11 protein-coding genes and 1 pseudogene are annotated in these 13,731 nt (G+C 73.3%); 10 read left to right on the forward strand and 2 right to left on the reverse strand.

Features of this window, described 5'->3' with window-relative positions; genetic code table 11:
* Positions 1–193: 193 nt before the first annotated feature.
* The 7 genes from HET64_RS11930 to HET64_RS11960 are packed head-to-tail and all read left to right on the forward strand — an operon-like array spanning position 194 to position 7,176.
* The gene (locus HET64_RS11930) at positions 194–1,354 is read left to right on the forward strand and encodes an FAD-binding oxidoreductase (protein ID WP_215104661.1); all 1,161 of its coding nucleotides are present in this window, start codon (positions 194–196) and stop codon (positions 1,352–1,354) included.
* Between the two features lie 5 nt (positions 1,355–1,359).
* Positions 1,360–1,614: a (2Fe-2S)-binding protein gene (locus HET64_RS11935; RefSeq protein WP_215104710.1), complete on the forward strand. Its 255-nt coding sequence runs from the start codon at positions 1,360–1,362 to the stop codon at positions 1,612–1,614.
* Positions 1,615–1,657: 43 nt separating this feature from the next.
* Positions 1,658–3,130: an NAD(P)/FAD-dependent oxidoreductase gene (locus HET64_RS11940; RefSeq protein WP_215104712.1), complete on the forward strand. Its 1,473-nt coding sequence runs from the start codon at positions 1,658–1,660 to the stop codon at positions 3,128–3,130.
* A gap of 9 nt (positions 3,131–3,139) precedes the next feature.
* Positions 3,140–4,054, forward strand: coding sequence for a dihydrodipicolinate synthase family protein (locus HET64_RS11945; protein ID WP_215104663.1), 915 nt, complete (start codon positions 3,140–3,142; stop codon positions 4,052–4,054).
* Position 4,055: 1 nt separating this feature from the next.
* Positions 4,056–5,057 (forward strand): proline racemase family protein, encoded by a 1,002-nt coding sequence (locus HET64_RS11950; RefSeq protein WP_215104665.1) that lies wholly within the window; start codon positions 4,056–4,058, stop codon positions 5,055–5,057.
* Positions 5,054–6,220, forward strand: a complete 1,167-nt coding sequence (locus HET64_RS11955; RefSeq protein ID WP_251145195.1) for a proline racemase family protein — start codon at positions 5,054–5,056, stop codon at positions 6,218–6,220. Before HET64_RS11950 ends, HET64_RS11955 begins: the two co-directional genes overlap by 4 nt.
* Positions 6,217–7,176: an ornithine cyclodeaminase family protein gene (locus HET64_RS11960; protein ID WP_215104667.1), complete on the forward strand. Its 960-nt coding sequence runs from the start codon at positions 6,217–6,219 to the stop codon at positions 7,174–7,176. The genes HET64_RS11955 and HET64_RS11960 overlap by 4 nt, the downstream gene beginning before the upstream one ends.
* A 175-nt stretch (positions 7,177–7,351) precedes the next feature.
* Here HET64_RS11960 and HET64_RS11965 read toward each other — a convergent pair whose 3' ends face one another.
* Positions 7,352–8,062 carry a GntR family transcriptional regulator gene (locus tag HET64_RS11965; protein WP_215104669.1) on the reverse strand — a complete coding sequence of 237 codons (711 nt, stop codon included), beginning with the start codon at positions 8,060–8,062 and terminating at the stop codon, positions 7,352–7,354.
* A 94-nt stretch (positions 8,063–8,156) separates the two neighbouring features.
* On the reverse strand, positions 8,157–9,617 hold the full coding sequence (locus tag HET64_RS11970; protein ID WP_215104671.1) for an aminopeptidase P family protein: 1,461 nt from the start codon (positions 9,615–9,617) through the stop codon (positions 8,157–8,159).
* Positions 9,618–10,021: 404 nt separating this feature from the next.
* Here HET64_RS11970 and HET64_RS11975 point away from each other — a divergent pair.
* The 3 genes and pseudogenes from HET64_RS11975 to HET64_RS11985 all read left to right on the forward strand — a co-directional run bounded on the left by HET64_RS11975 (position 10,022) and on the right by HET64_RS11985 (position 13,730).
* Positions 10,022–11,767: pseudogene (locus tag HET64_RS11975) on the forward strand (ABC transporter substrate-binding protein).
* Between the two features lie 20 nt (positions 11,768–11,787).
* Entirely contained in the window at positions 11,788–12,747 is a 960-nt protein-coding gene (locus tag HET64_RS11980) for an ABC transporter permease (RefSeq protein ID WP_215104673.1), read from the forward strand.
* Complete coding sequence (locus HET64_RS11985; RefSeq protein ID WP_215104675.1) at positions 12,744–13,730, forward strand: ABC transporter permease; 987 nt, start codon at positions 12,744–12,746, stop codon at positions 13,728–13,730. Before HET64_RS11980 ends, HET64_RS11985 begins: the two co-directional genes overlap by 4 nt.
* Position 13,731: the final 1 nt, after the last annotated feature.

Genomic DNA, 13,731 nt, shown 5'->3' on the forward strand with positions numbered 1-13,731 from the left:
GTTCGGGGGCGGGTCCCCGGGCAGGGATGGGTTTCCGGTCGGGTTCACAGCGATGCGTCTCCCTGTGCGCGCCGGTGGGCGGCGCGCCGTCGTGGGTGCCCGGGTGAAAGTCACCGGGGCGGTGGCGTTGTCCTCGGGTCGTCCGGATGTATAGCCTAAGCAATGGCATGTGACATTGCACTAAGGAGCGGCCATGAAAGTCGTCGTCGTCGGAGCGGGCATCGTGGGCGCCGCGTGCGCGTTCCACGCCGCCGCGGCGGGGCTCGACGTCACGGTCCTCGACCGTGGTCCCGTCGGCGCGGGCACGACCAGCCGGGGGGAGGGCAACATCCTCCTCTCCGACAAGGAGCCCGGCCCCGAACTGGAGCTGGCCCGGCTCAGCCGTGACCTCTGGGACGAGGCCGGCGAGGAACTCGGACCGGAGACCGTCGAGTTCGAGACCAAGGGCGGCCTCGTCGTCGCGAGCACACCCGACGCCCTCACCGCCCTGCACGCGTTCGCCGCGCGCCAGGAGGCGTCCGGCGTCCGCACCGAGGCCGTCGAACGCGTCCGCGACCTCGAACCCCATAGCGCGCCCGGCCTCTCCGGCGGCGTCCACTACCCGCAGGACGCCCAGGTGCAGCCCGTTCTCGCGGCGGCCGCACTGCTGCGTGCCGCGGTCCGGCACGGGGCCCGGACGCACACCGGCGAGGCCGCGGCCGCGGTCACCGGGGCCGACGGCAGGATCACCGGAGTGCGCACCGCCGACGGCACGTTGCTGCCCGCCGATGCCGTGGTCAATGCCGCGGGCACCTGGGGCGGCGAGGTCGGCCGCCGCCTCGGCGCGCCGGTCGAGATCCTGCCCCGCCGGGGCTTCGTCCTCGTCACCGAGCCGCTGCCGCCGATGATCCGGCACAAGGTCTACTCCGCCGACTACGTGGCCAACGTCGCCTCCAGCGACGAGGGTCTGGAGACTTCGTGCGTCGTCGAGGGCACCCGCGCGGGCACGATCCTGATCGGCGCCAGCCGCGAACGCGTCGGCTTCGACACCTCGATGAACCCGTCCGTGGTGGCCACGCTCGCCGCCCAGGCCTGCCGCCTCTTCCCGTTCCTGCGCGGCGTCCACCTGATCCGCGCCTACCGCGGCTTCCGGCCGTACTGCCCGGATCATCTGCCGGTCATCGGCCCCGACCCCCGCGTCCCCGGCGTCGTCCACGCGTGCGGCCACGAGGGCGCCGGGATCGGCCTCGCCCCCGGGACCGGCGCCCTGGTCACCGCCCAGCTCCTCGGCCGCCCGTGGCGCGGCGCCGATCCGGCCGCCCACACCGGCCTCCTGCCCGACCGATTCCTCACCCCCGGAGGTGTGCCCAAGTGACCGCAGTGAACGCGTTCACGGTGGACGGCGAACCGTTGCCGTTCGTACCGGGACAGACCCTGGCCGCCGCGCTCGTCGCCTCGGGCCGGGTCGCCTGGCGGACCACCCGGGACGGTGGACGGCCCCGGGGGATCTTCTGCGGGATCGGCGTCTGTTACGACTGCCTGGTGACCGTCGACGGAACGGGCGGGCAGCGCGCCTGCCTGGTGCAGGCCCGCGCGGACATGGCCGTCACGACCGGGGAGGCCGACGATGAGTGAGCCCCGCGACACCGGGATGACGGGTGAGCCCCGTGACCTCGGGATGACGGGTGAGCCCCGTGACCCCGTGGCGCCGAGTGAGCCCCGTGACCTCGTGGTGGTGGGCGCGGGCCCGGCCGGCATGGCAGCCACCGCCACCGCCCTGGACGGCGGGCTGCGGGTCGTTCTCGTCGATTCGGGCGCCGCCCCGGGCGGCCAGTTCTGGCGCCACCCCCCGCTCTTCGCGCGGGAGGCCCTTCCGACCGCCGATCTGCACCACGGGCTGAGCACCTACCGGGCGCTGTGCGCCACCCTCTCCGCCCATGAGCGCACCGGACGGCTCACGCTGCTGCTGAACCACCATGTGTGGACCACGGCCCGCGACGAGGACGGCTTCACCGTCCACGCCGTGGACCGCGGACGGGCGCCCGAGGAGCGGGCCGTCGTGCTGCGCGCACCGGCCCTGCTGGTGGCGACCGGCGCCTACGACCGCCAACTCCCGTTCCCCGGCTGGGACCTGCCCGGTGTGCTCACCGCCGGCGGGCTCCAGTCGCTGCTCAAGGGCGGGGGAGTCGTCGCCGGCCGCCGGGTGGTCCTCGGCGGCACGGGCCCCTTCCTGCTGCCGGTCGCCGCCGCCCTCGCCGCACGCGGGGCGGAGGTCGTCGCCGTGTGCGAGGCGGCGGCGCCCTCGGCCTGGCTGCGCCACCCCGCGGCCCTGCTCCGCAACCCCGCCAAGTGGGCCGAGGGCGCCCGGTACGCGGGCACCCTCGCCCGGCACCGCGTCCCGGTCCGCACCCGCACCGCGATCATCGGCGCGGAAGGAGCGCGGGGGCGGGTCGCCGTCGTGCGCACCGCCTCCCTGGACGCCGACGGGCGCCCGCTCCCGGGCACCGGGCGCCGGATCGAGGCCGACACCGTGGGCGTCGGCTGGGGCTTCGTCCCCCAGCTCGACCTGCTCCTCCCGCTCGGCTGCGACCTCGCCGACGCGGGCGACGGCACCATGGCCGCCGCCGTCGACGACGGACAGCGCACCACGGTGCCCGGGCTGTACACGGCGGGCGAGACCTGCGGTGTGGGCGGGGCCGCGCTCGCGGTGAGCGAGGGTCGCCTCGCCGCCGTCTCGGTGCTCACCGACCTCGCCGCCCCCGGCCGGCCCGGCATCCGCCGCCCGGCCGCGGAGCACCGGGCGGTGGCCCGGCACCGCGCCTTCGCCCGGGCGATGGCACAGGCACACCCCCTGCCCCCGGCCTGGCCCGCGTGGCTGACCGACGACACACCGGTCTGCCGGTGCGAAGAGGTCACCGCGGGGGCGGTCCGGTCCGCCCGCGCCGACGAGGCGGCAGCCGACCACCGGCAGGTCAAACAGCTGACCAGAGCCGGCATGGGCTGGTGCCAGGGCCGCATGTGCGGTCCGGCCGTCCACTGCCTCGTCTCCGCCCGCGACCAGCCGTACGCCCCCGCCGAGCGGCTGATCGCGACCCCCGTCACCCTCGGTGCGCTCGCCGATTCCGTCGAGCCCGCTTCCGACCACATCTGAGGAGTTCCCATGGACCTGGACCGCACCTCCCTGCCCACCCGCATGCCCTGGCACGGCGTCATCGTCGCGACGAGCCTCCCGTTCGGCCCGGACCTCGCCGTCGACCACGGCGCCTACGGGGACAACGTCGCCTGGCTCGCCGAACAAGGCCTGCACGGCGTCGCCCCGAACGGCTCGCTGGGCGAATACCAGACCCTGACGTACGAAGAGCGCGACCGCGTCGTGGAGACCGCCGTCGCGAACGCCCCCGAGGGCTTCACCGTGATGCCGGGCGTCGGAGCGTACGGCGCGATCGAGGCGAGGCGGCACGCGCGGTTCGCCAAGGACGCCGGCTGCCAGGCCGTCATGTGCCTGCCGCCCAACGCCTACCGGGCCGACGACCGTGCCGTCCTGGAGCACTACGCGATGGTCGCCTCCGCCGGACTCCCCGTCACCGCCTACAACAACCCCATCGACACCAAGGTCGACCTGCGCCCGGAGCTGCTGGCCAAGCTGCACGCCGAAGGGTTCATCGTGGGCGTGAAGGAGTTCTCCGGCGACGTCCGCCGCTGCTACGCCATCAACGAACTCGCCCCCGGACTCGACCTGATCATCGGCACCGACGACACCGTCCTGGAAGTCGGCGTCGCCGGCGCCAAGGGCTGGGTCGCCGGCTACCCCCAGGTCTTCCCGCGCGCCTGCCTCGACCTCTACAACGCCTCGCTGGCCGGCGACCTCGACACCGCGCTCCCCCTCTACCGGCAGCTCCACTCCGTACTGCGCTGGGACAGCAGGACCGAGTTCGTCCAGGCGATCAAGCTCGGCCAGGACATGATCGGCCGGACCGGCGGCATCTGCCGTCCGCCCCGGCAGACCCTGGACCCGGAGACCGAGGCCGTCGTCCGCGCGGCCACCCAGGCCCTCATCGACGCCGGGGTGAACTGACGTGCGTTCCACGGTCTGTTACCACGCGGTCGACTCGCACACCGAGGGCATGCCGACCCGGGTCGTCACCGGCGGGGTGGGGGTCCTGCCGGGCGCGACGATGGCCGAGCGACGGCAGCGGTTCCTGGGGGAGCGCGACGGACTGCGCACCCTGCTCATGTGCGAGCCGCGCGGGCACGGGGCCATGTCCGGAGCGATCCTCCAGCCCCCGACCCGGCCGGACGCCGACTTCGGCGTGCTGTTCATCGAGGTCTCCGGCTGTCTGCCCATGTGCGGCCACGGCACCATCGGCGTGGCGACGGTCCTCGTGGAGACGGGCATGGTCGAGGCGGTCGAACCGGAGACCCTCATCCGCCTCGACACCCCCGCCGGCCTCGTCACGGCCCGGGTCGCCGTGCGCGACGGCCGCGCCGAGTCCGTCACCCTGGAGAACGTCGCCTCCTACAGCCACGCGCTGGACCAGGTCGTCGAGGTCGAGGGCTTCGGCCCGGTCCGCTACGACATGGCGTACGGCGGCAACTTCTACGCCATCGTGCGCACCGAGGACCTCGGCATCCCCTTCGACCGGGCGGAGAAGGGGCGGCTGCTCGACGCGGGTCTGGCCGTCATGGGGGCGATCAACGAGCGGAACCCGGTGGTCCATCCGGAGAACCCCGCGATCGACGTCTGCCACCACGTCTATCTGGAGGCGCCCGGCTCGACCGCCGAGCACTCGCGGCACGCCATGGCCATCCACCCCGGCTGGTTCGACCGCTCGCCCTGCGGGACGGGAACCAGTGCCCGGATGGCCCAACTGCACGCGCGGGGACAGCTGAGGACCGGGCAGGACTTCGTCAACGAGTCCTTCATCGGCTCCCGCTTCACGGGCCGGATCCTGGCGGAGACCACGGTCGGCGGCAGGCCCGCCGTCCTGCCGTCCGTCACCGGCCGCGCCTGGATCACCGGGACCGCGCAGTACCTGCTCGACCCCACGGACCCCTATCCGACGGGATTCACCGTATGACCGCCGATCCGTACACCGGGCCGACCGGAACGGCGAACACCGTGCCGACCGACACGGCACCTACGTACACCGCGCCGATCGACACGGCACTTACGTACACCGGGCCGATCGACACGGCACCTCCGTACACCGCGCCGATCGACACGGTCGACTGGCACACCGGGGGCGAACCGTTCCGCATCGTGCCCGTATCCCCGCCGGCCGTGACCGGGCACGGGCTCACCGTCGCCGAGCGCCGGACGGCCGCCATGGCCGACGCCGGGGTGCAGTGGACCCGGGCCCTGCTGTGCGGCGAACCGCGCGGCCACGCCGACATGTACGGGGCCTTCCTGGTGCCGGCCGACGACGCCGGGGCCCACCTCGGCGCCCTCTTCTGGCACAAGGACGGCTTCTCCACGGCCTGCGGGCACGGCACGATCGCCCTCGGCGCCTGGGCGGTCGCCACCGGCCTGGTCCCGGCGCCGGCCGACGGCACGACGGACGTCGTCATCGACGTCCCCTCCGGCCGCGTCACGGCGAGCGTGCGCACGGCCGGCGGCCGGGTCGCGGACGTGACGTTCGTCAACGTCCCCGGCCATGTCCACGCGCGCGGTGTCGAGGTGGCCACCTCGCAGGGCACCGTCACCGTCGACATCGCCTACGGCGGCGCCATGTACGCGGTGCTCCCGGCGTACCGGCTCGGCCTGCGGGTCCGGCCGCGGGACGTCACCGCGCTCGTCGCGGCAGGCCGCGAGATCCGCGACGCGCTGAACGCCTCCCACGCCGCCGAACACCCCGAGGACGCCCGGCTGTCCGGCGTCTACGGGACCGTGTTCACCGAGGAGGCCGGCGCCCCGGTCGAACGGCCCGACGGCACCTGGCTGCTGCACCACCGCAATGTCACGGTGTTCGCGGACGGCCAGGTCGACCGCTCGCCGTGCGGCTCGGGCACCGCGGCCCGGGTGGCACTCCTCGCCGACGCCGGGGAACTGCGCCTCGGCGACGAGCTGAGGCACGAGTCGGTGGTGGGCTCCGTATTCCGCGCCCGGATCGAGCGGTCCACCACGGTCCACGGCCGCCCCGCGGTCGTCCCGGCCGTGACGGGAACCGCGTACGCCACCGGAACGAGCCGCTTCACCGTCGATCCCGACGACACCCTCGTACCCGGGTTCGTGCTGCGATGACGGTGACGCTCGACGCCGCGGACGTGTTCGCGCTCGGTCCGGCCGGCGCCGTCGCCGCGATCCGGGAGGCGCTGGCCGGGGGGCTCGATCCGGAAGGCGACGTACCGCGGACGGTCGTACCGCTGGCCCACGGGCAGGGGCTGCTCATGCCCTCCGAGCACGGCGGCCGGTACGGAGTGAAGGTCGCCACCGTCGCGCCCGGCAACGCCGCGCGCGGAATGCGGAGGATCAACGCCACGTATCTGCTGCACGACAGCGCGACCCTGACACCGGTGGCCCTGCTGGACGGGGTGGCGCTGACGACCCTGCGCACCCCCGCCGTCTCGGTCGCGGCCGGTCTGGACCGGCTGCGCGCGCTGGCCGACGGGGGTGGAGGGCTGCGCCTGGTGGTCTTCGGCGCGGGCCCCCAGGCGGAGGGCCATGTCGCCGCCGTACGAGCGCATGCTCCGGTGGCCGACGTCACGGTCGTCACCCGGCGCGGGGGGCCCGTGCCCGGCTGGGCGGACCGGCGCCTGGCGGCGGACGGCGGGGGAGCGGCGGCCGCTGTGCGGCGCGCGGACGTCGTCGTCACCGCGACGTCCGCGCGCGAACCGGTGGTCGACGGGCGGCTGGTGCGCGACGGCGCGGTGGTGCTGGCGGTCGGCTCGCACGAACCGGACGCGCGGGAGCTCGACAGCGTGCTGATGGGCCGTGCCACCGTCCTGGTGGAGAGCCGCGCGACCGCCCTCCGCGAGGCGGGCGACGTCATCATGGCGATCCACGAGGGCGCGCTGGCCCCGGACGGCCTCGTGACCCTGGCGGACCTGAACGGCTCATGGGGGGACGTCCCGGCCGGCCGGCCGCTGGTCGTGAAGACGTGCGGGATGGGCTGGCAGGACCTGGTGGTCGCCGTCGCGGCCCACCGGCGCAAGGAGCGCGAGGAGCGGAAGGAGGGCACGCCGGGGCAGCGGAGCTGAGTGTCCGCCGGCCCCGGACCGCATCCGTACCCCTGGCGAGCCGCTACGCCAACGCGCTCCGCCCCGCACGGACTTCGGTGTCACGACATACCGCCCCGCGCGGACTCCGGTCCCGACGCGCGCCGCTTCGAGCCGACTTCGGCGCCGACACGCGTCGGCCCGCACGCACTTCGCGTCAGCGTGCGCCGAGTCTGCGGGACGGGGCGGTGCGTTCGGCTTCCAGCCTCCGGTCCGCCCACAGGGTCCGCACGTGTGCGAGATGGCGGCGCATGTGCTCCTCGGCCCCCTCCGCGTCCCCCGCGATCATGATGTCCAGGAGCGCGGTGTGCTCCCGCGCCGAGCCCACCAACGATCCCTCCTGGGACAGGTCGGTGAGCCCGTAGAGCCGCGAGCGCTTGCGCAGGTCGGCCACGGTCTCCACCAGGCGGGCGTTCCCGGCGAGGGCGAGCAGGTCGAGATGGAAGCGGCGGTCCGACTCCAGGTAGGCGATCAGGTCGCCGCTCTGCGCGGCGGTCACGATCTCCTCGGCCACCGGGCGCACCGCCTCCAACTGCTCACGGGAGGCGGTGCGGGTCACGCGGCCGATGGTGGGGATCTCGATGAGGGCGCGGATCTCGGTGTACTCGTCCAGGTCGCGCTCGGAGAGTTCGGTGACGCGGAAGCCCTTGTTGCGCACCGCCTCGACCAAGCCCTCGCGGGCCAGATCCAGCATGGCCTCGCGCACCGGCGTGGCGGAGACGCCGTACTCGGCGGCGAGCGTGGGCGCCGAGTAGATCACGCCCGGCTGGAGCTCCCCCGCGATCAGCGCGGCACGCAGGGCGTTGGCCACCTGGTCGCGCAGATGCTCCTGCACCGAGATGAGTTTGCGGGACTTCAGCTCACTCATGCGTTCCCCTTCAATGATGTGGCACCGCACTATACAATGTCACGTTGCGCGGTGCCTCATCGGTCGAAGGTCAGTGCTGTCGAGCTCAGCGCTGTCAGCTGTCCAGGAGGCGCGCCATCCACTCCTCGACGCCGTCGACCGTACGGGGCAGCGCGCCGGAGAGCAGCCTCGCCCCGTCCGCGGTGATCACCAGGTCGTCCTCGATCCGCACACCCATGCCGCGCAGCTCGGGCGGCAGCGTCTCGTCGTCCGGCTGGAGGTAGAGCCCGGGCTCTACGGTGAGGACGTGCCCCTCCTCCAGTACGCCGTCGAGATAGGTCTCCGCCCGGGCCCGCGCGCAGTCGTGCACGTCGATGCCGAGCATGTGCCCGCTGCTGCACAGGGTGTAGCGGCGGTACAGGCCGCTGTCGTCGGCGAGCGCCTCCTCGGGCGAAACCGGCAGGATGCCCCACGCGTGCAGTCCCTCGGCGATGACCCGCATGGCCTCGCGGTGGAAGTCCCGGAACCGGGCCCCGGGGCGCAGGACGCCGATGGCGGCCTCCTGTGCGGCCAGCACCAGTTCGTAGACGTCGCGCTGGGCCGGTGAGAAGCGGCCCGACAGCGGGAGGGTGCGGGTGATGTCGGCGGTGTAGAGGGTGTCGGTCTCCACCCCCGCGTCGAGCAGGAGCAGTTGGGACGGGTCGAGCGGTCCGTCGTTGCGGATCCAGTGCAGGACGCAGGCGTGCGCGCCCGCCGCCGCGATGGTCTCGTACCCCGTGCCGTTGCCCTCGCTCCGGGCGCGCAACTGGAACACGCCCTCGATCCAGCGCTCGCCCCGGGGGTGGCGCAGGGCGTCGGGCAGAGCGCGTGCGGCGTCCTCGAAGCCCGCTGTGGTGTGGTCGACGGCCAGTTGGAGCTGGCCGACCTCCCAGGCGTCCTTCCGCAGCCGGAGTTCGGCGAGCGCGGCGTCCAGCTCGGCGTCCCCCGCCGGGGTGTGGGACCGGGGGGCCAGCAGGCCGTCCACCCGGGCGTCGACGCCGGCGAGCAGACGGGTCGGTGGCTGCGGGCCGGTGAGGAGCTTCGCCAGGTCGTCGAGGTGGGCGCAGCGCAGCCCGGTCAGCGCCGCCGTCTCGTCCAGGTCGGGGCGGCGGCCGACCCAGAACTCGCCGTAGCGGCGGTCGCGGTAGAAGTCGCTGGTGTTGCGGGAGGAGCGGGGGCGGACGTGGAGCACCGCCTCGTGCCCCTCGGGTCCGGACGGTTCGAGGACCAGGACGTGGTCGGGCTGCTCCTCGCCGGTCAGTCCGGTCAGCCAGGCGTAGGCGCTGTGCGGCCGGAAGCGGTGGTCGGTGTCGTTCGAGCGGACCTTGAGCGTCCCGGCGGGTATGACGAGCCGCTCGCCCGGGAAGCGGGCCGACAGCCGCTCCAGACGGTCCGGCAGCAGGGCGCGGCCGGGGACCTGCGCTCCGGCGGGCAGGGGGGACCGTGCCCAGTCGGCCGCCATGAAGGCGTCCAGGGCGGCCGGGACGGGCAGATCGTGGCTGCCGGTGTGTACCTGGGCCGGGGACTCCGCGGTCATGGGTCTCCTTCGAGGGTCTTCGAGGGTGGGTGGAGGATGCTGTAGCGGCGGGCGGGTGAGTGTTCGTCAGCCCCTGCGTCCGCAGCGCTTTCGGGCCGCTGGGCGGCCCGCGTCGCGGGGACACGTTTCGGTAACGGGATGACACACTCCTTGGTTGTGCAATTTCACATTACTATGTTACGGGTCACACCACACGGATGCGGACGTACTTTCCGGCCCGCTCCGCTTCGCGTTCCGCAAGCAGTCGCCCTCCGGACCGCTCGGCCGCCCGGATCACCGGGCCCCTCCGGGCCGTCCCTCTCCTCCCGGCCTGTTCCCGCGTTCGTCCTCCGGCCCGTATCGCCTCCGTCCTCCGGCCCGATCCCGCTTCTGCCGCGACCCTTCCCCGTACGAGGAGTGCACCCATGTCCCGACGCACCCGGATGCTGTCCGCATCCCTGAGCACCTCGCTCGCCCTGGCCCTGCTGGGCGCCTGCACCACGCAGGGAGGTGACGACCGCGACCCGGACAGGCGACAGCCCGGTGTGGCGACCGGCACCGTCATCGGCGGCACGCCGAAGCGGGGCGGCACCCTGACCGTGCTGTCCAACCAGGACTTCGCCCACCTGGACCCGGCCCGCAACTGGGTCATGCCGACGATGGACTTCGGCACCCGGCTGATCTACCGCACCCTGACCACCTTCCGTGCGGAGCCCGGGAAGAAGGGCAGCGAGATCGTCCCCGACCTGGCGACCGACCTCGGCAGATCCTCCGACGGCGGCCGCACCTGGACCTTCACCCTCAAGCCCGGCCTCGTCTACGAGGACGGCACCCCGATCCGGGCCCGCGACATCAAGTACAACGTCGAGCGGTCCTTCGCCCCCGACCTCGCCGGCGGACCCGACTACGCCCAGCGCTATCTGGCCGGCACCGAGGGGTACGCCGGCCCGCTGGACGGCGAGCACCTCGACTCGATCCGTACCCCCGACGACCGGACCGTCGTCTTCTCGCTGCGCAGGCCCGTCGCCGAGTTCTCCTACACGGTCACGCTGCCCACCTTCTCGCCCGTGCCCGAGTCCCGCGAGAAGGGCGTCCAGTACGACCTGCGGCCCTTCTCCTCCGGCCCGTACCGCATCGAGAGCTACGCACGCGGCAAGAAGCTGGTGCTGGTCCGCAACACCCACTGGGACGCGGCGACCGACCCGGTGCGCAAGGCCTACCCCGACCGCATCGTCGTGATCCAGGGACTCAAGGGCGGCCAGATCGACGACCGGATCATCGAGAGCGCGGGCGTCGACGCCTCCGCGGTCGAGTGGTCCGACCTCCAGCCCTCCAGCGTCGCCAAGGTCCTGCCGAAGCCGGAGATCCGGCAGCGGCTCTCCGCCGAGCGCACCGGCTGTACGGACATGCTCGCGCTGAACACCTCCCGGGCGCCGTTCGACGACCCGAAGCTCCGTCAGGCGATGCAGTACGCCGTCGACAAGGAGGCCCAGGTGACCGCCAACGGCGGCCCGGCCCTCAACGACGTCGCCACCGCCTATCTGCCACCGTCCCTCACGGGCGGCCGGGCCGCCGCCCCGGTCCACGGCGGGCCGGCCGCCGGTGATGTGAAGAAGGCCGAGAAGCTGCTCGCCGAGGCGGGCAGGGCCGACGGCTTCGACACCACGATCACCGTGTCCACCGGGGACAAGACCCGCGCCGAGGCGCTCCAGCAGAGCCTGGCCCGGGTCGGCATACGGCTGCGGATCGAGACCGTCGACCCCTCGGTCTACTACGACACCATCGGCGACACCGCCAACGCCCCCGACATGGCCATCAGCGGCTGGTGCCCGGACTACCCGTCCGCCGCCACCTTCCTGCCGTTCGTCTTCGACGGCCGCACCATCAAGCCCAAGGGCAACCAGGGCAACGTCTCCCAGTTCCGCGACAAGGCCGTCGAGCGCCGCATGGACGAGATCGCCGCGATGTCCGACGCGACCGCCGCCAACCAGGCGTGGACCGCGCTCGACGGGGAGATCTAGCGCACCTCCCCGGCCGTCCCCCTGCTCTGGGAGCGCAAGCCGCTGCTCGTCGGCGACAACATCGCCGGAGCCTTCGGACACCCCTCCTGGACCGGCCAGTTCGACTTCGCCGTGATCGGTCTCAAGGACCCGTCCCGAAGCAGGGGCTGAGGGGACGAGGACCCATTCCCATGAGCATCGTCATCACCCCGGCCACCGGACCGGGCGACGCCCCGGCAGCCGGCGGACCCGGCTCGCCCGCCCTGCCCGACGCCCCCTGGCGCCGCCTGTGGGGGGACCGGGGCAGCCGGACCGCCCTGATCGCCGCCGCCCTGCTGATCCTGGTCGCCCTCACCGCGCCCCTGCTCAGCCGGCTGGGCGGCTGGTCGCCCACCGCCTTCGACGCCGACGCCATCGACCCCTACCTCGGCGGCCTGCCCCACGGCGCCCTCGGCGGCATCAGCGCCGAACACTGGCTCGGCGTCGAACCGGTCACCGGCCGCGACCTGTTCGCCCGCGTCGTCCACGGCGCGCAGGTGTCCCTGCTGATCGCCTTCGCCGCCACCGCGATCGTCGTCGTGACCGGCACCGCCGCGGGCATCGCCGCCGGCTACTTCGGCGGCCGCGTCGACACCGTACTGAGCCGGCTGATGGACCTCACCATGTCCTTCCCCTCGCTCATCTTCATGATCGCGATGATGTCGGTGGCCCAGGACGTCAACCGGGTCGTGCTGATGACCGTCGTCATCGGCGTCTTCGGCTGGCCCGGCATCGCCCGCGTGGTCCGCGCCGAGACGCTCTCCCTGCGCCACCGCGAGTTCGTCGAGGCCGCCCGCGCCTGCGGCAGCGGGCCCTGGCGCATCCTCACCCGGCAGGTGCTGCCCAACATCTCCGGACCCGTCATCGCGTACACCACGCTGCTGATCCCCGGAATGATCAGCACGGAGGCGGCGCTCAGCTTCCTCGGGGTGGGCGTGCGCCCGCCCACCCCCTCCTGGGGCCAGATGATCGCCGAGGCCGTCGCCTACTACGAGACGGACCCCATGTACTTCATCGTCCCCAGCGTCTTCCTCTTCGTCGCCGTCCTCGCCTTCACGGTCCTCGGCGACGCGCTGCGCGACATCCTCGACCCTCAGGGAGGACGCCCGTGACCGCCTACCTGGTCCGCAGACTCCTCGGCGTGGCCGGCGTCCTGCTCGCCATCTGCGCCGTCACCTTCGTGATCTTCTACCTGCTCCCCGCCGACCCCGCATCGGCGGCCTGCGGCAAGACGTGCAGCCCCGAACGCCTCGCGGAAGTACGCCACTTCATGGGGCTCGACCAGCCCGTCTGGCGACAGTTCGGCGACTACCTCGTCGGGATCTTCGCCGGCCGCGAGCTGGGCAGCGGCCCCCACGCGCTGCGGTGCGGCTTCCCCTGCCTCGGCTACTCCTACGAGAACGCCCTGCCGGTGTGGGACCTGCTGATGGACCGCCTGCCCGTCTCCGTCTCCCTGGCCTTCGGCGCCGCCTGCCTGTGGCTGGTCCTCGGGCTGAGCGCCGGGGTGACCGCCGCCCTGCGCAAGGGCGGGCTGCTCGACCGCACCCTGATGGTCGGCGCGGTGGCCACCGCCTCCCTGCCCGTCTACTTCACCGCGGTGATGCTCCTGTACGGCCTGGTCAGGCTGACCGGGCTGCTGCCCTACCCCGCCTACGTCCCGCTCACCGACGACCCCCTCGCCTGGGCGGCCAACCTGCTGCTGCCCTGGATCGCCCTGGCCCTGCTCTACGCCGCCATGTACGCCCGCCAGAGCCGCAGTTCGATGATCGAGACGATGGCGCAGCCGTACATCAGGACCGCCCGGGCCAAGGGGCTGCCCGCCCGGACCGTCGTGGTCAAACACGGACTGCGGTCCGCGATGACGCCGGTCCTCACGCTCTTCGGCATGGACCTCGGCGCCCTGCTGGCCGGAGCGGTCATCACCGAGTCCATCTTCGGCATCCCCGGCGTCGGCAGGCTCTTCTACGACGCCCTGCAACGCTCCGACCAGCCCGTCGTGCTCGGCGTCACCCTGCTCGCCGCCTTCTTCATCGTGGCGGCGAACGTCGTCATCGACCTCCTGTACGCCGTCGTCGACCCGAGGGTGAGGACCTGAC

It is taken from the genome of Streptomyces sp. McG3 (genome assembly GCF_018619185.1).
Classification (GTDB): domain Bacteria; phylum Actinomycetota; class Actinomycetes; order Streptomycetales; family Streptomycetaceae; genus Streptomyces.